This is a genomic window from Pseudomonas graminis, from assembly GCF_001705435.1.
Taxonomy (GTDB): Bacteria; Pseudomonadota; Gammaproteobacteria; order Pseudomonadales; family Pseudomonadaceae; genus Aquipseudomonas; species Aquipseudomonas graminis_B.
Map to the genome: position 1 here is coordinate 542670 of NZ_MDEN01000069.1, position 24290 is coordinate 566959.

General features: G+C 61.6%; 23 protein-coding genes and 1 pseudogene. 7 read left to right on the forward strand and 17 right to left on the reverse strand.

The annotated features are described in order from the left end of the window. Window positions 1-86: 86 nt before the first annotated feature. A complete protein-coding gene (locus BBI10_RS24605) occupies window positions 87-296 on the reverse strand; it encodes a cold-shock protein (protein ID WP_002554837.1) in 210 nt (69 codons plus the stop codon). 310 nt (window positions 297-606) lie between these two features. Here BBI10_RS24605 and dcd point away from each other — a divergent pair, with 310 nt between their 5' ends. Further along, complete coding sequence (gene dcd, locus BBI10_RS24610) at window positions 607-1173, forward strand: dCTP deaminase (RefSeq protein WP_002554836.1); 567 nt, start codon at window positions 607-609, stop codon at window positions 1171-1173. A gap of 109 nt (window positions 1174-1282) precedes the next feature. Next, window positions 1283-1501, forward strand: coding sequence for a hypothetical protein (locus BBI10_RS24615; protein ID WP_065992572.1), 219 nt, complete (start codon window positions 1283-1285; stop codon window positions 1499-1501). 124 nt (window positions 1502-1625) lie between these two features. Here BBI10_RS24615 and pdeM read toward each other — a convergent pair whose 3' ends face one another. From pdeM to BBI10_RS24680, 13 genes and pseudogenes are all read right to left on the reverse strand, one after another. Further along, window positions 1626-2282 (reverse strand): ligase-associated DNA damage response endonuclease PdeM, encoded by a 657-nt coding sequence (gene pdeM / locus BBI10_RS24620; RefSeq protein WP_065992573.1) that lies wholly within the window; start codon window positions 2280-2282, stop codon window positions 1626-1628. Further along, window positions 2279-4771: a ligase-associated DNA damage response DEXH box helicase gene (locus BBI10_RS24625; protein WP_065992574.1), complete on the reverse strand. Its 2493-nt coding sequence runs from the start codon at window positions 4769-4771 to the stop codon at window positions 2279-2281. The genes pdeM and BBI10_RS24625 overlap by 4 nt, the downstream gene beginning before the upstream one ends. Before the next feature lie 280 nt (window positions 4772-5051). Further along, window positions 5052-5816 carry an ABC transporter ATP-binding protein gene (locus tag BBI10_RS24630; RefSeq protein ID WP_065992575.1) on the reverse strand — a complete coding sequence of 255 codons (765 nt, stop codon included), beginning with the start codon at window positions 5814-5816 and terminating at the stop codon, window positions 5052-5054. A 12-nt stretch (window positions 5817-5828) separates the two neighbouring features. Continuing rightward, on the reverse strand, window positions 5829-6947 hold the full coding sequence (locus tag BBI10_RS24635) for a succinylglutamate desuccinylase/aspartoacylase family protein (RefSeq protein WP_065992576.1): 1119 nt from the start codon (window positions 6945-6947) through the stop codon (window positions 5829-5831). A 9-nt stretch (window positions 6948-6956) separates the two neighbouring features. Then, window positions 6957-7667, reverse strand: a complete 711-nt coding sequence (locus tag BBI10_RS24640) for an ABC transporter permease (RefSeq protein WP_065992577.1) — start codon at window positions 7665-7667, stop codon at window positions 6957-6959. After that, on the reverse strand, window positions 7664-8392 hold the full coding sequence (locus BBI10_RS24645; RefSeq protein WP_065992578.1) for an ABC transporter permease: 729 nt from the start codon (window positions 8390-8392) through the stop codon (window positions 7664-7666). Before BBI10_RS24645 ends, BBI10_RS24640 begins: the two co-directional genes overlap by 4 nt. Before the next feature lie 79 nt (window positions 8393-8471). Further along, window positions 8472-9254 carry a transporter substrate-binding domain-containing protein gene (locus BBI10_RS24650; RefSeq protein ID WP_065992580.1) on the reverse strand — a complete coding sequence of 261 codons (783 nt, stop codon included), beginning with the start codon at window positions 9252-9254 and terminating at the stop codon, window positions 8472-8474. A 380-nt stretch (window positions 9255-9634) separates the two neighbouring features. Continuing rightward, a complete protein-coding gene (locus BBI10_RS24655; RefSeq protein ID WP_065992582.1) occupies window positions 9635-11350 on the reverse strand; it encodes an ATP-dependent DNA ligase in 1716 nt (571 codons plus the stop codon). After that, complete coding sequence (locus BBI10_RS24660; protein WP_065992583.1) at window positions 11347-12399, reverse strand: ligase-associated DNA damage response exonuclease; 1053 nt, start codon at window positions 12397-12399, stop codon at window positions 11347-11349. Before BBI10_RS24660 ends, BBI10_RS24655 begins: the two co-directional genes overlap by 4 nt. Before the next feature lie 608 nt (window positions 12400-13007). Beyond that, on the reverse strand, window positions 13008-15491 hold the full coding sequence (locus BBI10_RS24665) for a penicillin acylase family protein (RefSeq protein ID WP_065992585.1): 2484 nt from the start codon (window positions 15489-15491) through the stop codon (window positions 13008-13010). A 128-nt stretch (window positions 15492-15619) separates the two neighbouring features. Beyond that, window positions 15620-16264, reverse strand: a pseudogene (locus tag BBI10_RS24670) (glutathione binding-like protein). A gap of 122 nt (window positions 16265-16386) precedes the next feature. Then, window positions 16387-16593, reverse strand: a complete 207-nt coding sequence (locus tag BBI10_RS24675) for an SEC-C metal-binding domain-containing protein (protein WP_065992586.1) — start codon at window positions 16591-16593, stop codon at window positions 16387-16389. 4 nt (window positions 16594-16597) lie between these two features. Next, the gene (locus tag BBI10_RS24680) at window positions 16598-17083 is read right to left on the reverse strand and encodes an LEA type 2 family protein (RefSeq protein WP_065992587.1); all 486 of its coding nucleotides are present in this window, start codon (window positions 17081-17083) and stop codon (window positions 16598-16600) included. A gap of 102 nt (window positions 17084-17185) precedes the next feature. On the opposite strand from BBI10_RS24680, the gene BBI10_RS24685 reads away from it, so the two are divergent. After that, window positions 17186-17773, forward strand: coding sequence for a hypothetical protein (locus BBI10_RS24685; protein WP_065992589.1), 588 nt, complete (start codon window positions 17186-17188; stop codon window positions 17771-17773). 41 nt (window positions 17774-17814) lie between these two features. Here the strand turns inward: BBI10_RS24685 and BBI10_RS24690 are convergent, their stop codons facing one another. Next, window positions 17815-18288: a YchJ family protein gene (locus BBI10_RS24690; RefSeq protein WP_065992592.1), complete on the reverse strand. Its 474-nt coding sequence runs from the start codon at window positions 18286-18288 to the stop codon at window positions 17815-17817. A 10-nt stretch (window positions 18289-18298) separates the two neighbouring features. After that, entirely contained in the window at window positions 18299-18796 is a 498-nt protein-coding gene (locus BBI10_RS24695) for a DUF6231 family protein (protein WP_065992593.1), read from the reverse strand. Between the two features lie 244 nt (window positions 18797-19040). Between BBI10_RS24695 and BBI10_RS24700 the strand changes: the two genes are divergently transcribed. From BBI10_RS24700 to BBI10_RS24710, 3 genes are all read left to right on the forward strand, one after another. Then, a complete protein-coding gene (locus BBI10_RS24700; RefSeq protein ID WP_065992595.1) occupies window positions 19041-19742 on the forward strand; it encodes an OmpA family protein in 702 nt (233 codons plus the stop codon). 603 nt (window positions 19743-20345) lie between these two features. Continuing rightward, the gene (locus BBI10_RS24705) at window positions 20346-20621 is read left to right on the forward strand and encodes a DUF1145 domain-containing protein (RefSeq protein ID WP_065992598.1); all 276 of its coding nucleotides are present in this window, start codon (window positions 20346-20348) and stop codon (window positions 20619-20621) included. Continuing rightward, window positions 20614-21387: a collagen-like protein gene (locus BBI10_RS24710; RefSeq protein ID WP_141695265.1), complete on the forward strand. Its 774-nt coding sequence runs from the start codon at window positions 20614-20616 to the stop codon at window positions 21385-21387. The genes BBI10_RS24705 and BBI10_RS24710 overlap by 8 nt, the downstream gene beginning before the upstream one ends. 121 nt (window positions 21388-21508) lie before the next feature. Here the strand turns inward: BBI10_RS24710 and BBI10_RS24715 are convergent, their stop codons facing one another. Further along, window positions 21509-21973 (reverse strand): CopD family protein, encoded by a 465-nt coding sequence (locus BBI10_RS24715; protein ID WP_065992601.1) that lies wholly within the window; start codon window positions 21971-21973, stop codon window positions 21509-21511. Between the two features lie 129 nt (window positions 21974-22102). Between BBI10_RS24715 and dinG the strand changes: the two genes are divergently transcribed. Beyond that, on the forward strand, window positions 22103-24247 hold the full coding sequence (gene dinG, locus BBI10_RS24720) for an ATP-dependent DNA helicase DinG (RefSeq protein WP_065992603.1): 2145 nt from the start codon (window positions 22103-22105) through the stop codon (window positions 24245-24247). The last annotated feature ends 43 nt before the right edge of the window (window positions 24248-24290 follow it).

Here is a 24290-nt window from a genome sequence, read left to right on the forward strand (position 1 = left end):
AGCGGGGATGTGCAGCAGTAGCCTTTATGCAGGCGTAAAAAAACCCCGCTTTTGAGGGCGGGGTCTTTTAAGCGAATCAGTACAAGTTAGATAACTTGAACTTCTTCAGCTTGCATGCCTTTCTGACCGCGGGTAGCGATGAAAGAGACCTGTTGGCCTTCTTTCAGGCTTTTGAAGCCGTCAGATTGGATAGCTTTGAAGTGAACGAACAGGTCGTCACCGGATTGTGGAGTGATGAAGCCGAAGCCTTTTTCATCGTTGAACCACTTAACGGTACCAGTTTGGCGATTAGACATGGTGTATCTCCTTGGACAAAGTTAACTGCGACTCAGGAAATGCCCTGGCCGAGACTGAGTGCAAAGAGCAGGAAAAATTCTTGGAGATGGTTGGATCGAAATTCAACATCGTGTAGATATTCTCAGTGACACAAGCAACACAGTGGGGCCACCTTACCCCTTTTTCCGGAATGTGCAAAGGGTCTGTCCGAGATTTTTTCTTGAGGTGGCTCAACGACCTTAATGCGCACGGCGCGCAATCTTTGAACCCGGGGCGTTCGACCGGTAAGATGCCGGACATCTTTTTCACCTCGCTATTCAGGACACCGCCATGAGCATCAAATCGGACAAGTGGATTCGCCGCATGGCGCAGGAACACGGCATGATCGAGCCGTTCGTGGAGCGTCAGGTGCGCGGCGAAGGCGCTGATCGGGTGATCTCTTTCGGTGTCTCCAGCTATGGCTACGACGTGCGTTGCGCCGACGAATTCAAGGTGTTCACCAACATCAATTCGGCCACCGTCGACCCTAAGAATTTCGATGAAAAAAGTTTTGTAGACATCAAAAGCGACGTTTGCATCATCCCGCCGAACTCGTTTGCGCTGGCACGCACCGTCGAATATTTCCGTATTCCTCGCAATGTTCTGACCATTTGCCTCGGCAAGAGCACCTACGCGCGCTGCGGCATCATCGTCAACGTCACGCCCCTCGAGCCGGAATGGGAAGGCCACGTGACCCTGGAATTCTCCAACACCACCACGCTGCCGGCGAAGATCTACGCCAACGAAGGCGTTGCCCAGATGCTGTTCCTGGAGTCCGACGAAGAGTGTGAGGTGTCCTACAAGGACCGTGGTGGCAAGTACCAAGGCCAACGCGGTGTAACGCTGCCCCGCACGTAATCATGCCATTTGTCAGCCCGTTACTGAATTTGTCTCGGAATTCGCACTCTATTGACTGAACTGTTCCCATCCGCACCATGCGGGTGGGGCCAACGCTCAGGAGTGCCCTATGAAGAGACACATCAACACCAGCAGCAATGAAACCGACCCGAGTCCCAATCAGGTTGGGTTGCTGGCTTGGTCGCTGTTAGCGCATCCACACCTCAATAACATGGTCGCCGGGGGTATTCCCGGGCAGCCGAATCCTGACACCCCGGACTTTGAGCAACCCTTAGAGCCGGGCGTGCCGACCATTCCGGACGAGCCACCGCCTGCACCGGTCGCTTGATTCAGCTCCCGCCGTTGCCTGGGCATCGGCGGGAACCTCCTGTCTTCTGCCAACTCAGTCGCGCCCACTTGGTTCGACCCGGTAAGTCACCAGAGCGTGCCTCGTCGATTGTTCGGCTTGGTGTTCAAACCGCCTCCCATACCGCCCCATCCCCCACCACGTAAACCCTGCTGTTTTCCGCCCGCTCGATGTTCATGCCGCCTGTAAACGCGCCAAACGCCGGCAGCAGACTCACGCGTGGCAATACGTAGAAACACGGCAGCCGCAAGCGCTGTCGTCCTCGTCCGTACAGCCGGTAGGCCGGGTGCACATGGCCCGCCAGGACGTGGAAGTCAGGGTGCGGGTCAGGCTCGTGCTGAAGCGCATACGGCCCCATGAACATCGGTTCCTCCTCGATGTCCATGCGCAATTCCGGGGGTGGGTCGCCGGCACGCTTGTCATGGTTACCCCGAATCAGAGTGATCGCCAGACCCTCATGCTTGTCGCGCCATGCCTGAATGGCCGACAGCGTGCCGGCCGCGTGGGATTCTGGGGCGTGCAAAAAGTCCCCCAGAAAGATCAACCGGTCGCAGTCATAGCTCGCCAGAAGTGCATCCAGGCGCTGAAGGTTATCGTCGGTGGTGCCGTGGGGCACTGGCTGACCCAACCGTCGGTAGGCAGCAGCCTTGCCAAAGTGAGCGTCGGCGATCAACAGCGCCCGCTCGGCCGGGTAGTAAATCGCTTTGTCCGCCAGTAACCACAACTCCGCACCTGCCAGCTGAATCGACAGATACGGCCTCACGTCATGACCTCAGGCCCGGCGGCTTTCTCGAGATCGTTGACCATCCGTGCGATACGGTCGGAGAGTTTTTCGGTGCTGAGGCTTTCGCGCATGCGTTCTACCAGCAGCGGGAAGGCCATCGGGGTGGGGCGTTTGATCACGTGCAAATCCAGGGTTCGGTTGTTGATACGGCTCAGGGTTTGTTCGAGACGGGCCACGTCCAGCTCCTGCCGCAACACTTCCTTTTGAGCTTGCGTCAGCAGCAGGTTGCCGGCGTCGTACTGTTTGAATACTTCGAAGAACAATCCGCTCGACGCCTGGAGCTGTCGGTTGCTCTTCGGCGCGCCGGGGTAGCCGGAGAACACCAGCCCGGCGATGCGGGCAATTTCGCGGAAACGGCGCAGCGCCAGTTCGCCGGCGTTCAGGCTGGCAATGATATCGGCCAATAGCTCGTCTTCGGAGAACAGCTGGGTCGTCAGGCGCTCGTTCCAGTCGAGCGGGGTGGCGCTGAGCAGCTCGAAGCCGTAGTCGTTCACGGCGATGGAGAAGGTCAGTGGCGTGTCGCGGCTCAGTCGCCACGCCAGCAGGCTCGCCAGCCCCAGGTGCACATGGCGCCCGGCGAAAGGATAAAGAAACAGATGCCAGCCTTCGCGGGACTTCAAGACTTCCGCCAGCAGTGTGTCCTTGCGTGGCAAGGCTGACCATTGCCGCTGCACTTCCAGCAGCGGGCTGACGATGTGCATCTCGGGGCTGCTGAAATCGCCCCGGGCAGCGGCATCGAATTTTTCGACAACGGCGTCTGCCAGTTCGTTGGAGAGCGGCATCCGTCCGCCATTCCAGCGTGGGACGGCGGCTTTTTTGCCCGTAGCCTTTTTCACGTACGCGGTCATGTTCTCCACGCGCACCAGTTCCAGCAGGCGACCGCTGAACAGAAACCCGTCTCCGGGTTTCAAGCGAGCGATGAAGCCCTCTTCGACGCTGCCGAGGGATCCGCCTCCGCCGCCCTTGCTCCAGTACTTCACGTTGATGCTGGCTTCACTCACGATGGTGCCCACGCTCATGCGGTGGCGGCGGGCCAGGCGGGCATCGGGGACGCGCCAGATGCCGTCTTCGTCAGGCTCGACGCGTCGATAATCAGGGTAGGCCGTCAGTGACAGGCCGCCGTAGCGCACGAAAGCCAAAGCCCACTCCCACTCCTCGTCGGTGAGGTCGCGATAGGCCCAGGCGGTGCGAACTTCGGCCAGTAGCGCGTCGGGCATAAAGCCGCCACCGAGGGCCATGCTCACCAGATGTTGCACGAGGACATCCAGCGGTTTGTAGGGTGATTCCCGGGGTTCTATCAGACGCGCGTTGACGGCGTCGCGGGCAGCGGCGGCTTCTACCAGCTCCAGGCTATGGGTCGGCACCAGCGTGACCCGTGACGGGCGGCCCGGCGCGTGGCCCGAGCGTCCCGCACGCTGCATCAGCCGCGCGACGCCCTTGGCCGAACCGATCTGCAGTACGCGCTCGACTGGCAGAAAATCCACGCCTAAATCGAGACTGGAGGTGCAGACCACAGCTTTCAGGTGGCCTTCTTTCAGCGCGCGTTCAACCCAGTCGCGGACCTCACGGGACAGCGAGCCGTGGTGCAGCGCGATCAACCCGGCCCAGTCCGGGCGGGCTTCCAGCAGCGCTTGATACCAGACTTCCGACTGTGCCCGTGTATTGGTGAACAGCAGGCAACTGGAACTGCTGTCGACCTCGGCCAGCACCTGCGGCAGCATGCGCAGCCCCATATGTCCGGCCCAGGGGAAGCGTTCGATGGAGGGCGGCAGCAACGTGTCGACGATCAATTTTTTGACCACTTTGCCATGGACGGTGGTGCCGTGGTCGCCCACCAGCACCTGTTGCGCGTGGGCTTGATTGCCGAGGGTCGCGGAAAGGCCCCAGATCACCAGTTCAGGATTCCACTGACGCAGCCGGGCCAGCGCCAGTTGCAGCTGAATGCCGCGCTTGTTGCCGATCAGCTCGTGCCATTCATCGACCACGACCATCTTCAGCGTCGACATCGTCGCCTGGGCATCGGCGCGGGTCAGCATCAGCGTCAGGCTCTCCGGCGTGGTGATCAGCGCGGACGGCAGGCGCCGGCCCTGTTTGGCGCGCTCGCTGCTGCTGGTGTCGCCGGTGCGCAGGCCAACACTCCACGGGATCTGCAAATCCTGCAGCGGGCCTTCCAGTGCGCGGGCGGTGTCGGCGGCGAGCGCGCGCATGGGCGTGATCCACAGCACGCTCAGGGGAGCGGCGACGGGCTTGCGCTTGCGCGGCTTCATCTCGGTCGATTCGGGTGCAGGCCGGGCGAACTGGTTGAGGGCGGCGAACCACACCGAGTAGGTCTTGCCCGCGCCGGTGCTGGCGTGCAGCAAACCCGACTCGCCGCGAGCGACGGCGGCCCAGACTTCTTTCTGGAAGGGGAAGGGTTTCCAGCCTCGCTCGGCAAACCAGCGCTTGGCGAAATTGACGGCTTTTGGCATGCGCAGGCTCTGGGAAGGGGTTAAGTCAGAGACCGCTCAGAGCGTGGAATAGTTTGATGGGATGTCCGTTTGGATTGGTTTGAGTGACTCGTTTTTTCCCTTGGACCGCGTTGTCGACTGTGAGGACAAATCCTGTGGGAGCGAGCTTGCTCGCGAATGCGGTGGGTCAGCAGCAAGGAAGCTGACTGACAGAATGCCTTCGCGAGCAAGCTCGCTCCCACAGGTTACGCGTGCGCTGAACCAGAGTGGGGTGTCAGCCCCGTATCTCTACAGCAAGTGACTATTTCAAATTTCCACTCAGAAACTGCTGCAAGCGCTCGCTCTTCGGGCTGCCCAGCACGTCGTCCGGGTGGCCCATTTCCTCGATCTGGCCTTGGTGCAGGAACACCACCTGATTGGCGACCTTGCGGGCGAAGCCCATTTCGTGGGTCACCAGAATCATGGTCCGGCCCTCTTCAGCGAGGCCCTGAATCACTTTCAACACTTCGCCGACCAGCTCAGGGTCGAGGGCTGAAGTCGGCTCGTCGAACAGCATGATTTCCGGTTCCATCGCCAGCGCACGGGCGATGGCCACGCGCTGCTGCTGGCCACCGGACAGGAACGCGGGGTATTGATCGGCGACACGCGCCGGCAACCCGACCTTGTCCAGGTATTTGCGTGCGCGGGCCTCGGCCTCCACCTTCGACACGCCCAGTACCCGCCGCGGGGCCATGGTGATGTTTTCCAGCACCGTCATGTGGCTCCACAGGTTGAAGTGCTGGAACACCATCGCCAGCCTCGTGCGAATCCGCTGCAGCTCGGCCGGGTCGGCGACGCGCATGCCGCCGGTGTCGCTGACCATGCGCACGGGCTGGCCGTCCAGGCTCATGGCGCCGTCATTGGGTTGCTCGAGAAAATTGATGCAGCGCAGGAACGTGCTCTTGCCCGAGCCGCTGGCGCCGATCAGGCAAATCACGTCGCCGACGCTGGCCTTCAGCGACACCCCTTTGAGCACCTCGTGGTCACCGTAGCTTTTATGCAGGCCATCGATGGTCAGTTTGTACATGAAGGGCAGTCCTCAAGGAGAAAGTAAGTAGCCGCTGCGGTAGGCTTCGGTGCCGGCGACATGGGCGATGACCATGCCGGCGGTCGCCATGCGTCGCAATGAGCGGGCGTACATAAGGCCAGCGTTGGCCGTGTGGATCGGGGTCACTGCGTCGCTGATCGGGTCGATGACCTCAGCGATCAATTGCCCCGCCTCGACGTATTCGCCGGGCAGTGTGCAGAACACCAGCAGACCACCGACAGGCGTGGCAACCGGTTCGACGCCCGCCAGCGGGGTCGCCGGGTAAAGCAGTTCAGGTGGCGCAACCGGCTCGCCGGCAATGGCGCCGTGGTGCATCAGGTAGCTGATGATCGCCTGACAGTCGCGGCTGGCGAGGGCGTGATTGACATCGCCCTGGCCGCGCAACTCCAGGGTGACGGAAAAGCTGCCCATTGGAATCGGGAAGCGCTTGGCAAAGCGCTGCTGCAGTTGCCACCAGACCAGCGTGAAGCATTCATCGAACGACTGCCCACCCGAATCCGTCGCCAGCAGGCTTGCCTGTGCGCCGAGATAACGCGACAGCGCTTCGACCTGGGGCCAAGCCTCAGGCGTGGTGTACAAGTGCTCGACGGATTCGAAATCGCAATGCAGGTCCAGCACCACATCAGCGTCACAGGCCAGGCGCTGCAGCGTCAGGCGCTGGGACTCCAGTTGGGTGCTGCCGACGCAGTTATTCAGTGCGCCCAGCAAGGTTTTGCGAATCAGTGCGACGTTGTGCCGGGAATCATCCGTCAGCAGCGCTTCGACTTCATCGCCCACCTGCTGACCGAGGTCGACGAAGCGGCGGTTGAAGTTCTGTCCGCTTTCAAGCTCGTAACGGCCCAGCGGCATGTCCATCAGGACCTGCTCCAGCCCGACGGGGTTGGCCACCGGAACGACCACCACTTCGCCGAGCAACTGGCCGGCGTTTTCAAGCTCGGCCAGCCGTTGCTTCAAGTACCAGGACACCAGCATGCCCGGCAGCTCGTCGGCGTGCAGGGACGACTGGATGTAAACCTTGCAGGCACCGTGTTCCGGGCCGTAGTGAAAGCTATGGATCTGCCGCGCGGTGCCAGGCACCGGGGCCAGCAGATCATGGGTCTGGTGTCGCATGCAGGGTTCCTAGTGAGTCGGGCCGAGGAAGGCCAGCCAGCGGCGTTCAGCCAATCGGAACAGGCCTACCAGAATGAACGTGACCGTGAGGTAGATCAGCGCCGCGATACCGAACGACTGGAACGTCAGGAAGGTGGCCGAGTTGGCGTCCCGCGCGACCTTGAGGATGTCCGGCACGGTGGCGGTGAAAGCCACGGTGGTCGAGTGCAGCATCAGGATCACTTCGTTGCTGTAATAAGGCAGCGAACGGCGCAGTGCCGACGGCATGATGACGTAGGTGTACAGGCGCCAGCCGGTCAGGCCGTAAGCCTTGGCCGCCTCGACTTCGCCGTGGTTCATGCTGCGAATCGCACCAGCGAAGATCTCCGTGGTGTAGGCGCAAGTGTTCAAAGCGAAGGCGAGGATCGTGCAGTTCATCGCGTCACGGAAGAACGCGCCGAGCATGGGCTGCTCCCGCACGGCGGCGATGCTGTAGATGCCGGTGTAGCAAATCAGCAACTGGATATACAGCGGCGTTCCACGGAACAGGTAGGTGTAGAACTGCACGGGCCAGCGCACCAGGGGATTGCGCGACACGCGGGCGATGGACAGCGGAATCGAAACGATGAAGCCAATGGCGATGGAGGCACTGAGCAGCCACATCGTCATGGCGAGGCCGGTGATGTTCTGGCCGTCCGTATAAAGGAAGGCGCGCCAGTATTCTTGCAGCAACTCGATCATCGTTGAGCCTCCCGGCTGCCGGCGGCATAACGCCGTTCGGCCCAGCGCAGGGCGAAGTTGGACACGCTGGTGATGACCAGATAGATCAGTGCGGCGATTACCAGGAAGTAGAACAGCTGATAGGTGCTTTTACCCGCGTCCTGCGCGGCTTTGACCAAGTCGGCCAGACCGATGATCGACACCAGCGCGGTGGCCTTGAGCACCACTTGCCAGTTGTTGCCGATGCCGGGCAGGGCGAAGCGCATCATCTGCGGGAATACCACCATGCGAAACCGTTGCGAACGGCTGAGCCCATAGGCCGTGGCGGCTTCGACCTGACCGCGCGGTACGGCGAGAATCGCGCCGCGGAAGGTCTCGGTGAAGTACGCGCCATAGATGAAGCCCAACGTGATGACGCCGGCAGAGAAAGGGTCGATCTCGATGTAATCCCATTCCATCGCATTGGTGAGCGTGGTCAGCCAGGTTTGCAGGCTGTAGAAGATCAGCAGCATCAGCACCAGGTCCGGTACGCCACGGATCAACGTGGTGTAGATCTGGGCAGGAACGCGCAGCACGGCGGCTTTTGACAGTTTGGCACTGGCGCCCAGCAGGCCGAGCACAATGGCCAGCAGCAGCGACATTACCGATAATTTGACGGTCATCCAGGTGCCTTGCAGCAACAGCGGGCCGAAGCCTTTCAGGCTGAATGCTGACAGTCCCAGGTTTTGCAGGAGAGTTTCGAACATGTGCAACCTATACAGTCAATAAAAACGCCCGTGAACTTCAGCGACGGATTCTGGCTGAAATCAACGGGCGTCTGTTTGCTTATTTACCGCTGTACAGATTCAGATCGCCGAAGTGCTTCTTCTGGATCTCGGCGTACTTGCCGTCGTCGTGTAACGCTTTGATACCCTTGTCCAACAGCGCTTTCAGGTCCTTGTTACCTTTCGAGATGCCGACTGCGGTTTTGGCTGGCAGCAGGGGATCGTCGATAGGCTTGCTGACTTCATAGTCACCGCCTTGTGGCGATTTCAGGAAGCCCAGCTCGGCTTGCAGCATGTCTTGAACCGAGGCATCCAGACGACCCGAAACGAGGTCGGCATAGACCTGATCCTGGTTGGCGTAGGCCTGGGTTTTCACGCCAGCCTTGTCCAGAACGGCCTTGGCGTAGGCTTCCTGGATGGTGCCTTGCTCGTAACCCACGGTTTTGCCTTTGAGCGAGGCCGTGTCAGCACTCAGGCCGGAGCCTTTTTTGTAGACCAGTGAGGTAGGGCCGGAAAACAGTTCGCTGGAGAAGTCGATGACTTTCTCGCGGGCCGGGGTCACGGTCATGGAGGAGATCACGCCGTCGAACTTGTTGGCTTTCAGGCCTGGGATCATGCCGTCGAAGTCGCTTTCGACCCACTTGCACTTGACCTTCAATTCAGCACAAATCGCGTTGCCCAGATCGATATCGAAGCCTACCAGGCTGCCATCGGCGGCTTTGGATTCGAAGGGCGCGTAGGAAGGATCGACGCCGAAACGCAGCTCCTTGTACTCCTTGGCCATTGCGTTACCGGCGGCCAGACAGATGGCGAGAGCGGAAAGGGTCAGCCATGCTTTTTTCATCGTTCAGTCCTTAAAACCAAATTGAGCGTTGGGAACACGCGAAGGCTTGCTACCGGCAAAAGCCAGACCGCAAATAGACAGCAATTTCCGAACCAAAGAAACGAACGCGCGTTTTAAATGTACGGAGTTGTCGCAATGATGACTTAGCGCCATCTTTTGTCTTTTTTTGAGGCCCCGCAGGCATCGGCAGAGTAGCCGTATCCCGTTGAGAGTGGGCGAAAAAGTTGCAGCCTTTGGGGTGTCCAGCGGCGCTTGTTGTGATGGAGGGGAGATTCGAAACGCCTGGCGGGGCTTGTCGCTGAGAGGGTGCGTTTTCCAGCGCGCCCCATTTCAGCGCATTCGACGCGGACCGAAGCCAGGCCCGCGCACCGCTACGGTGCTCAGGCCAGCAGGTCCTGCAGCGTCGCCAGGCTGTCGGCTTCGGCAACGGGCTTGTCCAGGCGCCAGCGCAGCATCCTGGGAAACCTCACCGCGATGCCGCTTTTGTGCCGTTTCGACAGGGCGATGCCTTCGAAGCCCAGCTCGAACACCAGGGTCGGGGTAACACTTCGCACCGGGCCGAATTTGTCGACGGTGGTCTTGCGGATGATTGCATCGACTTTGCGCATCTCTTCGTCGGTCAGCCCCGAATACGCTTTGGCGAAGGGCACCAGCGTCCGTTCGCTGGATTCCGGCGGGCCGTCCCAGACCGCAAAGGTGTAGTCGCTGTAAAGGCTGGCGCGGCGGCCGTGACCGCGTTGGGCGTAGATCAGCACCGCGTCGACGCTGAACGGGTCCATCTTCCATTTCCACCAGACGCCCATGTCCTTGGTGCGCCCGACGCCGTACATCGAGTCCCGTGCCTTGAGCATCATGCCTTCCACGCCGAGACTGCGGGACGCCTCGCGCTGCCGGCCAAGGTCGAGCCAGTCAGTGCCGGTCAGCAAGGGGGACGGCATCAATACCGGGCTCTGGGCGCTGGCGATGACTTTTTCCATCTGCGTGCGGCGCTCATGTTGCGGGCGACTGCGCCAGTCGTGGCCTTCCCATTCCAGCAGGTCGTAAGCCAGCACGACGACCGGCACGTCTTCCAGAATCTTCTTGCCCAGGGTTTTGCGGCCGATCCGCTGCTGCAGCAGGGCGAAGGGTTGTACCGACGGCGTCGCTTCGCCAGGTGTGCCGGGCGTAGGGGTGTCCAGCGCGAACTCGCCGCTCTCCGGATTCTCCGGCGTCGCGGCTTTCCAGACGACAATCTCGCCATCGATGACGGTGCCGTCGGGCAGGCACTGAGCCAGGGTGTGCAGTTCAGGGAAGCGATCCGTGACCAGTTCTTCACCCCGCGACCAGATCCACAGCCGACCTTCGCGCTTGACCACCTGGGCGCGAATGCCGTCCCACTTCCATTCCACCTGCCAGTTTTCCGCGGCGCCCAGCAGATTCTCGAACTGATCGACCGGCTGCTGCAGCGCGTGGGCGAGGAAGAACGGGTAGGGCTGGCCACCGCGTTGCGCGTGTTCGTCGGCCGATTCTTCGGCGATGAGTTTTAGATAGCCCTCGGCGCTGGGGCGATGGGAAAGATCGGTGTAGCCGACAAGTCGCTGGGCCACGCGCTTGCTGTCGATATCAGCCAAGGCCGCGAGCGCCCGTGTCACCAGCAGCTTCGAAACACCGACGCGGAAACTGCCGGTGATCAGCTTCAGGCAGACCATCAGGCTTTGCGAGTCCAGTTGCGACCAGAACGTCGGCAAACGCTCGATCAACTCTTCCGGAGGCAGACCACGCAGGGGCAGCAGATGGTTTTCCATCCAGCTGGCCAGGCCTTCTTCGGAGCTGTGCTCGGCTTTGGGTAGCAGCAGCGACAGGGTTTCCGCCAAATCGCCGACCGCCTGATAGCTCTCCTCGAACAGCCATTCCGGCAAGCCGGACAATAACAGTGCCTGCTCACGCAACATGCGCGTCGGCACCAGTTGCCGTGGGCGTCCGCCGGCCAGGAAGTACACCGCCCACGCGGCGTCTTCGGGGGCGGCGTTGCTGAAGTAGGCCTGCATGGCCGCCAGCTTGGCGTTACTGGAGGTGGTAGCGTCGAGGTCCGAATAGAGTTCGGCGAAGGCCTTCATGAGGAGGCCTCGCCTGTCGATTCGGGGCCGGGTGCAGATTCGGTCTTGGCCGCTGCGTCGTCTTCTTCGTCGCCGTATTCGGTGCTGAAGCCTTGGGCGTCGAGGCCCAGTTCGCGCAGATAGCGCACCAGCACGGCCACTGAACCGTGGGTGACCATCACTCGTTCAGCGCCGGTGTTTTCGATGGCCCAAAGCAAGCCCGGCCAGTCGGCGTGGTCGGAGAGGGCAAAGCCTCGGTCGACGCCGCGCCGACGTCGGGTGCCGCGCAGCATCATCCAGCCGCTGGCGAAGGCGTCGCTGAATTCGCCAAAGCGGCGCATCCAGGTGCTGCCGCCGGCGGAGGGTGGCGCGACGATCAGGGCGCTGCGCAACGCGGGGTCGGTTTTTTTGAAGTCGCCGGCGTAGTGGGTTTCGGGGATGCGCACGCCGGCTTCGCGGTAGACGCGGTTCAGCGGTTCGACGGCGCCGTGGACGAGGATCGGGCCGATGCTGGGGTCGATGCCGTGGAGGATGCGTTGGGCTTTGCCAAATGAGTACGCGAACAGGACGCTGGCTTTGCCGGCGGCGGCATTGGCGCGCCACCATTCGTTGACCCCTGCGAAGATTTCCGCCTGGGGTTGCCAGCGGTAGATCGGCAGGCCGAAGGTGGATTCGGTGATGAAGGTGTGGCAGCGCACGGGTTCGAAGGGTTCGCAGGTGCCGTCGGGTTCGACTTTGTAGTCCCCTGAGGCCACCCAGACTTCGCCTTGGTATTCGAGGCGGACCTGGGCGGAACCGAGGACGTGGCCGGCCGGGTGGAGGCTGAGTTTGACGCCGTGGTGGGTGATGCTTTCGCCGTAGGCGAGGGTCTGGAGGTTGATGTCGTGGCCCAGTCGGGAGCGCAATATGCCTTCGCCGGGCGCGGCGGCGAGGTAGTGTTCGTTGCCGGTGCGGGCGTGGTCGCCGTGGGCGTGGGTGATGACGGAGCGTTCGACCGGGCGCCATGGATCGATGTAGAAATCACCGGGCGGGCAGTAGAGGCCTTCGGGGCGGGCAATGACGAGATCCATGGTTTAACCGGGTTTGGGGACTTGTCAGGTAGAGCGGTGGCGGGGCGCAGAAGTTCGGGGTTTTGACGCTAGATCAAGATCAAGATCAAGAGCGTCGGCCTAACGGCTCGACTGTTTCGCCTTCGGCGAGTTACTTGGAAAAGCACCCCCCTCTCTGTTCTAAAGAGCAGCCAAGGGTGCTTGCTCCTGGTTTGGCCCTTCCTTCGTCGGGTTCCTTCACTCCGGTCTCGCTCCGTGGGCCCGCTGCCATCCGCCATCCATGGCGGGGGGCGGCTCTCGCGGCATCCATGCCGCTCGGCCCACGGAGCGAGACCTGCGTTCAGCCTGCACCCAAGTCGCGTTTGGCGGCGTCTGGGCTATTTGAGTTTGAAGATCAAAAGCGGATCAAAAGCAGATGCAGATCAACGGCTTCCCGGCTGAAGCCGGTCCTACGGGGCGCCGCCGGTCCCACTGACGGTACGCGGTGTGCTTTTTAGTGGGACCGGCTTCAGCCGGGAAGAGGCCGGGTTGAGCGACGTCTATTTTGGCGCCTTGACACTGATCGTTCCCACGCTCTGCGTGGGAATGCATCCCGGGACGCTCCGCGTCATCCCAGATTGCTGGGCCATTTACTTCCCGGGCGTCAGCGTCAGGCGTTGCTTGCCGTAGGCTTTTTCGAAGTTTTCCGGTTGCATCGGCACTGACATGTAGAGGCCTTTCATCCAGGGGTCGATGCCGTTGGCGTTGTACGGGCTCGCGGGGTTGCCGGATTGGCCCGCGGCGTTTTGCGCCATCATCGGTTCTTGCTGGGCGAAGTCGACGATGATGCGCATGGTCGGGACGACGGCGGCGTTGAAGTCCTGGCCCCAGTGGAAGCCCGACGCGTTCAGGGTGGTGTGGTCGCCGCCCGTGGCGATTGGGCCTTTGATCACGTTTGCCTTGTTGCCCCCCAGCGCCGCGCTGAGTTGGGCGCTTTGGGCGGTCCAAGTGATCTGGTGCAACTTGCCCCACTGCCAGGCTTTGTGATCGGCGCCGAGTTGAGCTTCGCCGACGGTGATCGCAGCGGCCAGGCTGCGGGCGAGGATGGCGGGTTTGTCTTCTTTTTGCGGCGTTTTCACGTCGTCCCAATACGGACTGTCTTCGCGGCCCAATAGGTGATCGGCCTGGGGCGAGTAGGACAGGCCCGCGCTTTGCACCAGCGCTTTCCAGGCAGGGCTGGTTTCCGGGCCGAGTTCGTCGAGGAAAGTCTGGCGGGCACTCTCTTGCAGGAACAATTCGTAAATCGCCGCATCCGCCGAACCCGGCGACAGTCGGCCGTCGAACGCCATCAGGCGGGTCAACGCATCACGGGCTTTGTCGCGCTCTGGCGCGGGCAGGGCGTCAATGGCCTGTTTCAGCGGTACTGACATGCCCGGCGCGGAGAACATTTTCTTCAGTTTGGCGGCGAAGGTCGTGGTCTGGTCGTATTGCATGGCGACGGTGCTGCGGGTGTCCTGCTTGCCGGCACTGGCCAGTTCGGCGATGCGTTCGGCGCGCTCCGGATAATCCCAGGAATTGGAGAGCTGCATGCCATAGCCTTTCGGCACCGTGCGTTGATTGGCGGTGGCGATCCAGCCCTGTTGCGAATCCTGATCGTACGGGTGCAGCATCGCGTCAGCATAGCCGTCCCAGTCGAACCGGCCGTCCCAGCCCGGCGAAGGAATCAGGCCGAGCCCGTCGCGCCGATTCGGGTATTTGCCGGTGACCTGCCAGCCGGTGTTCGACGCATCGGCGAACACCATGTTCAGGGTGATGGCGCGGATTTCCCGGGTGGTGTCGAAGGCCCGCTGCACGTTCGGCGCACGGGTCAGGTCGAAGAGGGCATCGAGGGTTTTGTCGTCCTTGGCATCAGGCGTCTGCAGGGCGATGCCAAGGCCGCTGGCCAACTGCGCAGAACTTGCGTTGAGCAGCGGGCCGTGGCGTGTTTCGTAGGCTGGCTCGCGTACCGGGCTCTGGCCTTTGACGAAGTAGGTTTCCTCATGGGCGCCTGCCGCGACCCATTTGCCGTCGGCCATCACCATCAGGCGGTTGTTTTCACGCTTGAGCTTCTCCAGGAACAGGTCCTGATTGTCGCCCATTGCCGGGCCCATGCTCCAGGCCAGTTTGCCGTTGAAACCGGACAAGACCAGCGGCAACCCCGCAACGGTGGCGCCGGCGGCCTGGTATTTCGGCGAGCGGATCTGTACGAAATTCCACATCGACGGCACAGTCGGCGCCAGTTGACTGTCAGTGGCCAGCAGACTTTTGCCAGCGCGCGCGCGTTGCGGTGAGATCACCCAGTTATTCGACGCCGAAACCCCCAGCAGGTTGAGGTCGGAAAGCTGCAGCGCCGCTTTGTCCAGATTGCTCAGGCCCGCCAGCTGGCTGCCCAGATTCAGGACCTTGAGCTTGTCGGCTTCAGCAAAGGGCAACTCCTCGTCGGGATAGGTTGGCAGCAGCCAGGCCAGCTTGTCTGGCCCGACTTTCTGCGCCAGCACCAGGGAGGAAATCTCCTCCTGCAGGTTCACCGACAGGCTGAAGTTGAGCAGGCTGAAAATCAGCGCCGAGTCTTCCGGCTTCCAGTATTCAGGCTTGTAACCCGAATCGGCGAGGTCAGCCGGCAGCTTGTCGCGATAGCGGAACAAGTAGGCGTTGACGCCCCGCGCGTACACCTCGAAGAAGCGTTTCAGGCGCGGCGAGGAGGCCGCATACAGCTGGCCAGCGGTCTGCTTGAGGTTGGCGGCGCGCATCATGCGGTCGAGATCGAGGGCGCCCGGCCCTGCGATTTCCGACAGCCGGCCCTGAGCGAGCAAGCGCATTTGCATCATCTGGGTGATGCGGTCGGTCGCGTGAACGTAACCGAGGGTGAACAGCGCGTCATGGAACGTGCTGCTTTCTATCAGCGGCATGCCCAGGTTGTTGCGGCGAATCGAGACGTTCTGTGCCAGCCCTTTAATGGCAAACACCCCGCTGGCAGGCGGCAGGCTGTCGCGGTCTTCACCCCCCAGCTGGCAACCGGCCAGGCTCAGGAGTCCGATCATGGCAGCGGCCGCGCTCATGCGCGTTTTCAGAGTTGAAAGGGCTGGCGAGGCCATGATGAAGCTCCTGCGGGGGTGTGCGTAGAAAAGGCGCTACGTTAGAGAGCAGGCGAGCGCCACGCAAGCCGGGGGAGGGAGTTTATTTTCGCGATTTTCGCTCCACGGTGAAGGCGGCGTCTGTCCGTTTATGGCTTCGGCGGATTGATCTTGTCGGCCAGCGCATAGGCCCGCTTCACTGCATCGCGATTGGCGACCGTCTCGAACCAACGCTTCAGGTGCGGGAAGTCATCCAGGTTCTGCTCCTGAAACGTGTAGGGCACGATCCACGGATAGATCGCCATGTCCGCGATGCCGTAGTCCTCGCCCGCCACAAAGCTGCGATCGGCCAGACGCTCGTTCAACACGCCATACAAGCGCGCGGTTTCGTCGACGTAACGCTTGATCGCTTAGGGAATCTTCTCTTTGGCAAACCGGTTGAAATGGTGATTCTGACCGGCCATCGGGCCCAGGCCACCCATTTGCCAGAACAGCCACTGCAGGGTTTCCTCGCGGCCGCGCAGGTCCGTTGCAATGAACCGGCCGGTCTTCTCGGCCAGGTACAGCAGGATCGCGCCGGACTCGAACAGGCTCAGCGGTTCGCCGCCGTCAGCAGGTTCGTGGTCGACGATGGCCGGGATCTTGTTGTTGGGGGAAATCTTCAGAAAATCGGCTTCGAACTGCTCGTTCGCGCCGATGTTGACCGGGAAAATTTTGTACGGCAGGCCCGCTTCTTCGAGGAAAATCGAGACTTTGTGGCCGTTGGGGGTGGTCCAGTAGTGCAGATCGATCATTGCGCGCTCCAGGTGAAGTCATCACGACTGCCATTAAGGCTTGAGCTCTTTTACCCCTTCGGGCGTCGATCACACAAATAAAAACGGCCTGAAGATTCAGGCCGTGGAAGCATCCGAGAGCGTTAGGCGCCGTGGCACTTCTTGAATTTTTTCTCGCTGCCGCAAGGGCAAGGGTCGTTGCGGCCGACGTCCTTGAGCGTGTTGCGGACCGGCTCTTGAGGCGCGTGGCCGCAATGCGGGCCGTGCACGTGGCCGTGGTCATGGTGGTGATCGTGATGGTCGTGATCGTGGTCACAATCGGGACCGTGCACGTGGGCTTGCTGGTTCATGGGGTTACTCCGGAATCAAATCGCCGGGGATTATGTCGCCATTGCGCCCGATGCGCACGCTGTGTCCGAATAAAAATCCGGTCTTGAGCTTGCCTTCCAACCGGTAATGCACCGGCTGATTGGCTTTGCCGAGCACCTTGGAGATGTCCTTGAGGTGTTCCCACAGATTGGTGCGGATCGGCACGGAAAAGTTTTTGTGGCTGTTGGCTTTGACGATGAACCAGTCGCTGTAGACGCCTTCGCTGAGCAACATGTCGTTGAGCAGGATTTTGTAGCGCAGACCGCGGACCAACAGGCTGGAGTCATTGGGGTTGTCGACCCGAAAGCGCAGCTTGAAGTCCTGACGCAGCAACTTGGCCTTGACCACTTCCACCTTCAGCAGCTTGACGTCGGGGTCTTCGAAGCCGCCGGTTATCCAGGTCGAGCAGCCCGACAGCGCCAGGAGCGCGAAGAGGCCTGCGATTCTGAGGACGTGTGCTGCAAACATCATGGGTCGCTCCCTTTTATGCCCGGTCTGACCGCCACTTCACGTGACTCGCCGTTCTCTACAGCCTGCGCCATACTCGCGCCATGTGTCGAAGGAGTATTGACCATGCAGCACTACGAAATCGTATTTTCCGGCCAACTGGTGCCCGGCGCGCAGCCGGATCTGGTCAAGGCCAACCTGGCAAAGCTGTTCCAGGCGGACGCTCAGCGCATCGCGTTGCTGTTCTCCGGCCGTCGGCTGGTGCTGAAAAACAACCTCGATGAGGCCGCCGCCGAAAAGTACCGCTCGACCCTCGAACGCGCCGGGGCCATGGCCCAGGTTGTGTCGATGGTGCCGGTCGTTGAGGCGCCGGGTCTGGTCGAGGTGGAAGAAGTTGAACTGGCGCCGCCGCCGGACGAGCCGACCTGGACGCGCAAGGCGTCAAGCCTGACGCCGCCCAACGACGCCACCCCGCCGCGCAAAGCCAGCGTCAAGCCGCGCGATGTGTACATGGCTGCATTTGTGGACGTCGAGGCGCCGGACTTCACGCTCTCCGAACCGGGCCAGGACGTGCAGGATCCGAAGATGCCGGCGCGTGCGCCGCAGCTTGACCTGTCCGGCTTGAGCCTGGCACCGGCCGGCGCTGATCTGGGTCAGGACAAGCCGGTTGAGCACGCGCTGGTGCCGGACGTTTCCCACATCAGGCTGGCCTGAGGACTGCGTGTCTCTGAGTGGTGACTGGCGTCGCTGAAAGGTCAGGTGAGATAAGCCGAACAGCACTTCTTGAATTTCTGCTGACTGCCGCAAGGGCAGGCGTCGTTACGACCGGCTTTGATCGACACTGTCGGGTCGATGAAATACCAGCGTCTGTCATGCTGCACGAACGCCGAGCGCTCGCGGTGACAATGCTCGCCGTCGGCATCGTGCCAGCGGGCGGTGAAGGTCACGAATGCATGTTCAGGCTGACCGCCGATCAACTCCGCACCCTCGACTTCCAGACCCAGCCAGGTGCTCCGGGCGCTCCACTGGCTGATCGCGTCACGGTCCAGCCCGGCCTGTTGCGCCGGCAATGTGGTGTCCAGCAAATAATCCACCAACCCCAGCACATAAGCGCTGTAGCGCGAACGCATCAGCGCTTCGGCGCACGGCGCGGGCTGACCGGCGTGATAGCGACCGCAGCAACCGTCGAGAAGATTGCCGCTGCCGCAAGGGCATATTGCGCTGCTCATGATGCGTTTCTCACCACCAGTACTTGCCGTAATTCTCCGGATTGGCCCAGAACTTCGCGTTCAGCCAGTCCGGCACCTGTTTGTATTCGCGCAGATCGTAGGTGAACAGCGTCAGCACTTGTTCATCCCGGGAAAACCGTTCACTGGCCTGCAGTGCCAGCGAGTAGAAATCCGTGGACTGCCAACCGCAGGCATCAAGATCCGCCAGCACGGCAATGCGGCTGGCATTGAGGTTGCGGATGCCGCCCAACAACTCCAGGCCCGTACGTTTGGGCATGTGTTCAAGGCAGTCCACCACCAGCGCCAGATCGAAGCGCTGTCCGGCCAGGTCGGCGGGTAAGAGACCTGGCCCCGCGTGGGCCAGCTCGGTCTGCGGATGCGCTTCTTGAAAGGCCTGCAACGCCGGAAAAGTCTCGGCGCCAACCAGCAGCAAACGATTCGGCGCATAGAGGTCGAGCAGGGCGGCCAAGGCCTGTTGCGGCGTGCGGCTGGAGAAGCGGTCGGTCATTGGAGATCCTCGTTCAGGCGGGCAAGGTTAGCGTGCTGAACTTCAATGGCCTAGTGCTTGCAGGCTTTCATTTCGCATTACAACGACGCGTACGGAGTGAAGGCGGAAGGCTGTTCTCCACAGAAGAGCCCGAGTTGTGCGGTGAAATCCGGTAAAACCCCCGTCATCCGGGTGGCGAACGGCCCCACACGCGTCTTTACTGCATTTCAGTCGGTTTTAGCCGATACCAAAGGAGAAGAAACGTATGAGCATGATTCGGACAGCGTTACCTCTGATTCTGGTGACCAGTGTATTGACGGGATGCGCGGGGTTGCAAAAGACCGACTGGCCTCTGTGTGCGGCCGGGGGCGCGCTGAGTGGCGCTGCGATCGGCGCCTTCCAGAGCGCGTCGGTGGCGGCAGGCTTCGGTGCTGCAGTGGGAGTCATGGCAGGCGCATATTGCTGGACCCACGGGGACGGCGATGATGACGGCGACGGCGTCCTCAACAGCATGGACAAATGCCCGAACACACCGAAAGGCACCCCGGTCGATGCCACCGGTTGCCCGATCGTGACACCGGCCCCTGAACCGATGGCCGCGCCGGTGGTGCTGCCGAAAGAAGAAATCATCACCATCCGTGACGTGCACTTCGAGTTCAACAAAGCCACCCTGACACCGGGTGACAAACAGCAACTGGACATGGTTGCGACCAAACTCAAAACCGAAGCGCCGAACGTGCAACTCCACGTCAGCGGCCACACCGACAGCGTGGGCAGCGACGCCTACAACCAGAAACTGTCGCAAAAACGCGCGCAATCGGTGACCGACTACCTCGTCAGTGCCGGCATCCCGCGTGCCTCGTTCGTGTCCGTCGAAGGTGACGGCGAAGCCCGCCCAGTGGCCGACAACAAAACCGCCGACGGCCGAGCGCTCAACCGCCGCGTCGAGATCAAAATCAACCGTTGAGACAAGGTTGACGCCATAAAGAAAGCCCCGGTCTGCAAGCCGGGGCTTTTCTATTGGCGGGATTTGAATTCATGTTCAAAAAAATCAGCGCTCAAACCGGCCCCTTCCCGGCTAAAGCCGGTCCTACATGGGACGACATCGGTCCCACGGACTGCACGCGCTGCTTTTCGTAGGACCGGCTTCAGCCGGGAAGCCTTTGCCTTTGCCGTTGCCGTTGCTTTGATCTTCATACACAAAAAGCCCAAACACCGCCAAACGCGACTTGGGTGCAGGCTGAACGCAGACGACGCGGAGTGGGCCGAGCGGCATGGATGCCGCGAGAGCGCCGTCAGGACATGGATGTCCGTTCGGCGCGGGCCCACGGAGCGAGACCGGAGTGAGGGTACTCCGACGAAGGAGGAGCCCAACCAGGAGCACAAGCCCTTGGTTACTTGGGGTGCTTTTCCAAGTAACTCGCCGAAGGCGAAACGATCTGCCGTTAGGCAGAGCTTTTTCTTGGCCGCAGCCAACTTTTGAAACCTGCCTCTGGCATAGTCCCGCGCCTCCCCGTACTGTGCGCAAACCGTTTTCACCGCACAAAACCAAAAACAGCAGAGGCACCACATGAGTGTGATTTGGGGAACAGGGAAAGTACTGACAACAGCATTCTGGCTACTGATAATCACCAGCCTGACCATCGCCATGCCACACCCCTTCGACCTGTTGTTCAAACTGGCCGGCGGCCTCTTGCTGCTCGTCCACCTCATCGAACTGATCAGCTACAACGCCAGCCTGCGCGGCCGCCCCCATCCCTGGCGCGATCGCCTCAAGATTCTGCTCTTCGGCCTATTCCACCTGAACACATTCAAACGCCCACTGGCGGAGGTACACCATGCGTAACGCGATGCTGATGACGGCAGGCCTGCTGTCCGCCCTGAGCAGCCCCTGGATCATGGCCCAGACCATCTCCGTCGAAACCCACTCGCTCATTCGCCTGCCCTCCAAAACCAGCGTATTGCAACTGGATCGACTGGAAGTCGCCGACTACGGCACCCTGCTGATCCCGGCCGGCCTCACCGAAGTCAAAGTCGGCCAACTTGTCATGGGCCACGAATCACGCATCGCCATCGTCCCGAGCGCCGAGCCGTTCAGCCTGCAAGTCAAACAGGGCGACCTCGGCGGCGGCGCGGAAATCACCGCGCGGGGCGCTCCGGGCACCTTCGAAAAACCGCCGACCCCAGGCCGCAACCTCAACCTGCGGATCGAACAACTCAACGCCGACCAACTCTACATCGACGCCCGCGGCGGCGCAGGCTCGCCCGGTTACATCGGCCTCGATGGCGGCAACGGCATCGATCCGGGCTGCACGTGGGGTTCCGCCAGTCGCGGGATCGACGGCGACAATGGCGGCAACGGCCGTGACGGCGCGCCGGGTGCGCTCGTTCGTCTAGAGCTGCCAGCGACCTTCGGCAATGAGCGCATCAAGGTCAACGTACAAGGCGGTGCCGGTGGCATCGGCGGCGACGGCGGTCGCGGCGGCAAAGGCGGCGCGTCCAAAGGCTGCGTGGTCTATCGCGCTGACGGCGCCAAGTCCGGCAAGAACGGCGACAAGGGTCAGTCCGGTGCAGCAGGGCCGGCGGGCGCTATCGTGGTTCGCAACTTATAAGCGCGATTTTCCGCCCTCCATACGGTTCATATGGGAGTGAGCTTGCTCACGAAGACGGTCTCTAAACCGCCCGATATCAAGCGGTTGAAGCGCCTTTTCGCGAGCAGCTCTTCCCCACCTCTCAGAACGTTGGCCTGATGGCAGCGATCGCCACAACGGCCGCCCCTATCATCAGATTGATCCCCACCAGACGTCGAATTCCCCCCATCGCAGCGGCGCCATCCGCCCATTGTTCGGCGAGCACAGCCTTGCGCAACTGCGGCAGGTTCAGCGTCGAAACGCGCAGAAACAACGCCACCATCACCACATACAGGCCCATCATCACCTGCACATAGCGGGGCGCAGTCTGAAAGCCGCTGAAATTCATATTGATCATGCCAATGCCGGTCACCGGCAGCATGATCACCGCGCACCATACCCACACGAAGAAACGTGGCAACACCTGCAGCCACAGCTTTAGCCGGGCCGGGCCTTCAAGGGCGGCGATGACCGCCGGTCGAAGAATCATCCAGGCGAAAAACATTCCTCCTACCCACACAATCGCCGCCAGCACATGCAAGGCGTAGACAAAGGCTACAGGTGACATCGAGAACTCCGATCTGCGCAGAAAGAATTAGCGCGGTATGATAGCCGCCCGCTGCGACTACTGAAGATATATCCAGCGGTTTTCGTGTTTTCATTCAGCACCCGTGACGCCGAGCCAACGACCCAGCCCATGATCAGCACCGAACTCAAATCCCAGATTCAGGGCGCCTACTCGCGTTTCCTCGAAGCCAAGAGCCTCAAGCCTCGTTACGGCCAGCGCCTGATGATCGCTGAAGTGGCGAAGGTGCTGGGCGACGTCGACACCGACGAAGAAGGCCGCCGTTCGGGTGATCCCGCCGTGGTGGCGGTCGAGGCGGGGACCGGCACCGGCAAAACCGTTGCCTACGCCATCGCAGCCATTCCAACTGCCAAGGCTGCCGGCAAGCGCCTGGTCATTGCCACCGCGACTGTCGCCCTGCAGGAGCAGATCGTCTACAAAGACCTGCCCGACCTGATGCGCAACAGCGGCTTGAACTTCACGTTCGCGCTGGCCAAGGGCCGTGGCCGCTACATGTGCCTGTCCAAGCTCGACATGCTGCTGCAGGAAGGCGACGCCCAGAGCGCGACCGCACAGCTGTTCGAAGAAGAAGGCTTCAAGATCGAAGTGGATGAAGCCAGCCAGAAGCTCTTCACCACCATGATCGAAAAACTCGCCGGCAACAAATGGGACGGCGATCGCGACAGCTGGCCCCAGGAACTGGCCGACCAGGACTGGGCGCGGCTGACCACCGATCACAGTCAGTGCACCAACCGCCATTGCCCGAACTTCCAGCAGTGCGCCTTTTACAAAGCCCGCGAGGGCATGGGCAAAGTCGACGTCATCGTCACCAACCACGACATGGTCCTCGCTGACCTGGCGCTGGGCGGCGGTGCAGTCCTGCCCGATCCTCGCGACACCCTGTACGTGTTCGACGAAGGCCATCACCTGCCAGACAAGGCGATCGGTCACTTCGCTCATTTCAGTCGCCTGCGCTCCACCGCCGACTGGCTGGAGCAAACCGCCAAGAACCTCACCAAATTGCTGGCCCAGCACCCGCTGCCGGGCGACCTGGGCAAGCTGATCGAGCAGGTGCCCGAGCTGGCGCGGGAGATCAAGACCCAGCAGCAGTTCATGTTCACGGCCTGCGAGCAGCTTGCCGACTTCAAGCAAGGCGAAGACATGGAAGGCCGCGAGCGTCCGCGGCATCGCTTCGTCGGCGGCGTGGTCCCCGAACACATGCGCGAGATGGGCATCGAGCTGAAAAAAGGCTTCGCCCGGCTCGACGACCTGTTCACGCGCCTGACCGAGCTGCTTAAAGAAGGCATGGACGGCGAGGTCAACATCGGCATCGCCAGCCATCAGGCGGAAGAGTGGTACCCGCTGTTCGGCAGCTTGTTGGCCCGCGCCCACGGCAACTGGGAATTGTGGACCGCCTTCACCGCTGAAGATCCGGAAAACAGCCCGCCCATGGCGCGCTGGCTGACCCTCGCCGACAGCGGCTCGCTGTTCGACATCGAGGTCAACGCAAGCCCGATCCTGGCGGCCGAAATGTTGCGCCGCAACCTGTGGAACGTTGCCTACGGCGCGCTGGTGACCTCGGCCACCCTGACCGCGCTGGGCAAGTTCGACCGTTTTCGCATGCGTGCCGGGCTGCCGAAGGACGCCGTCACCGCGGTGGTGCCGAGCCCCTTCCACCATGCCGACGCAGGCGTGCTGCGCGTGCCAGACCTCAAAGCCGACCCTCGCAACGCGGCCGAACATACGGCCGCCATCATCCGCGAACTGCCGAATCTGGTCGAAGGCTCCAAAGGCACGCTGGTGCTGTTCTCATCGCGCAAACAGATGCAGGAAGTGTTCGACGGGCTGGAGCGGGACTGGCGCAAGCGGGTGTTCATCCAGGGCAATCTGTCCAAACAGGAAACCCTCAACAAGCACAAGGCGCGGGTCGACGGTGGCGATGAAAGCGTCCTGTTCGGTCTGGCCAGCTTCGCTGAAGGGGTCGACCTCCCGGGCGCCTACTGCGAGCACGTAGTGATCGCCAAGATTCCCTTCGCCGTGCCGGATGATCCGGTCGAAGCTGCGCTCGCCGAATGGATCGAAGCCCGGGGTGGCAATCCGTTCATGGAGATCGCCGTTCCCGATGCCTCGTTGCGCCTGATCCAGGCCTGCGGTCGTCTGCTGCGCACCGAACAGGATCGCGGCATCATCACGCTGCTGGATCGCCGGGTCGTGACCCAGCGCTACGGCAAAGCCATCCTCAACGCACTGCCGCCATTCCGGCGCGAAATTTCCTGAACCCGTGTTGCAAATGAAACACGGATGACCGGGTCTTAGATTC

What these genes read in the sequence shown, in the direction of transcription:
- BBI10_RS24605 (WP_002554837.1), bottom strand. Translation starts at nt 296, where the DNA reads ATGTCTAATCGCCAAACTGGTACCGTTAAGTGGTTCAACGATGAAAAA.
- dcd (WP_002554836.1), top strand. Translation starts at nt 607, where the DNA reads ATGAGCATCAAATCGGACAAGTGGATTCGCCGCATGGCGCAGGAACAC.
- BBI10_RS24615 (WP_065992572.1), top strand. Translation starts at nt 1,283, where the DNA reads ATGAAGAGACACATCAACACCAGCAGCAATGAAACCGACCCGAGTCCC.
- BBI10_RS24625 (WP_065992574.1), bottom strand. Translation starts at nt 4,771, where the DNA reads ATGCCAAAAGCCGTCAATTTCGCCAAGCGCTGGTTTGCCGAGCGAGGC.
- BBI10_RS24630 (WP_065992575.1), bottom strand. Translation starts at nt 5,816, where the DNA reads ATGTACAAACTGACCATCGATGGCCTGCATAAAAGCTACGGTGACCAC.
- BBI10_RS24635 (WP_065992576.1), bottom strand. Translation starts at nt 6,947, where the DNA reads ATGCGACACCAGACCCATGATCTGCTGGCCCCGGTGCCTGGCACCGCG.
- BBI10_RS24640 (WP_065992577.1), bottom strand. Translation starts at nt 7,667, where the DNA reads ATGATCGAGTTGCTGCAAGAATACTGGCGCGCCTTCCTTTATACGGAC.
- BBI10_RS24645 (WP_065992578.1), bottom strand. Translation starts at nt 8,392, where the DNA reads ATGTTCGAAACTCTCCTGCAAAACCTGGGACTGTCAGCATTCAGCCTG.
- BBI10_RS24650 (WP_065992580.1), bottom strand. Translation starts at nt 9,254, where the DNA reads ATGAAAAAAGCATGGCTGACCCTTTCCGCTCTCGCCATCTGTCTGGCC.
- BBI10_RS24655 (WP_065992582.1), bottom strand. Translation starts at nt 11,350, where the DNA reads ATGAAGGCCTTCGCCGAACTCTATTCGGACCTCGACGCTACCACCTCC.
- BBI10_RS24660 (WP_065992583.1), bottom strand. Translation starts at nt 12,399, where the DNA reads ATGGATCTCGTCATTGCCCGCCCCGAAGGCCTCTACTGCCCGCCCGGT.
- BBI10_RS24665 (WP_065992585.1), bottom strand. Translation starts at nt 15,491, where the DNA reads ATGGCCTCGCCAGCCCTTTCAACTCTGAAAACGCGCATGAGCGCGGCC.
- BBI10_RS24675 (WP_065992586.1), bottom strand. Translation starts at nt 16,593, where the DNA reads ATGAACCAGCAAGCCCACGTGCACGGTCCCGATTGTGACCACGATCAC.
- BBI10_RS24680 (WP_065992587.1), bottom strand. Translation starts at nt 17,083, where the DNA reads ATGATGTTTGCAGCACACGTCCTCAGAATCGCAGGCCTCTTCGCGCTC.
- BBI10_RS24685 (WP_065992589.1), top strand. Translation starts at nt 17,186, where the DNA reads ATGCAGCACTACGAAATCGTATTTTCCGGCCAACTGGTGCCCGGCGCG.
- BBI10_RS24690 (WP_065992592.1), bottom strand. Translation starts at nt 18,288, where the DNA reads ATGAGCAGCGCAATATGCCCTTGCGGCAGCGGCAATCTTCTCGACGGT.
- BBI10_RS24695 (WP_065992593.1), bottom strand. Translation starts at nt 18,796, where the DNA reads ATGACCGACCGCTTCTCCAGCCGCACGCCGCAACAGGCCTTGGCCGCC.
- BBI10_RS24700 (WP_065992595.1), top strand. Translation starts at nt 19,041, where the DNA reads ATGAGCATGATTCGGACAGCGTTACCTCTGATTCTGGTGACCAGTGTA.
- BBI10_RS24705 (WP_065992598.1), top strand. Translation starts at nt 20,346, where the DNA reads ATGAGTGTGATTTGGGGAACAGGGAAAGTACTGACAACAGCATTCTGG.
- BBI10_RS24710 (WP_141695265.1), top strand. Translation starts at nt 20,614, where the DNA reads ATGCGTAACGCGATGCTGATGACGGCAGGCCTGCTGTCCGCCCTGAGC.
- BBI10_RS24715 (WP_065992601.1), bottom strand. Translation starts at nt 21,973, where the DNA reads ATGTCACCTGTAGCCTTTGTCTACGCCTTGCATGTGCTGGCGGCGATT.
- dinG (WP_065992603.1), top strand. Translation starts at nt 22,103, where the DNA reads ATGATCAGCACCGAACTCAAATCCCAGATTCAGGGCGCCTACTCGCGT.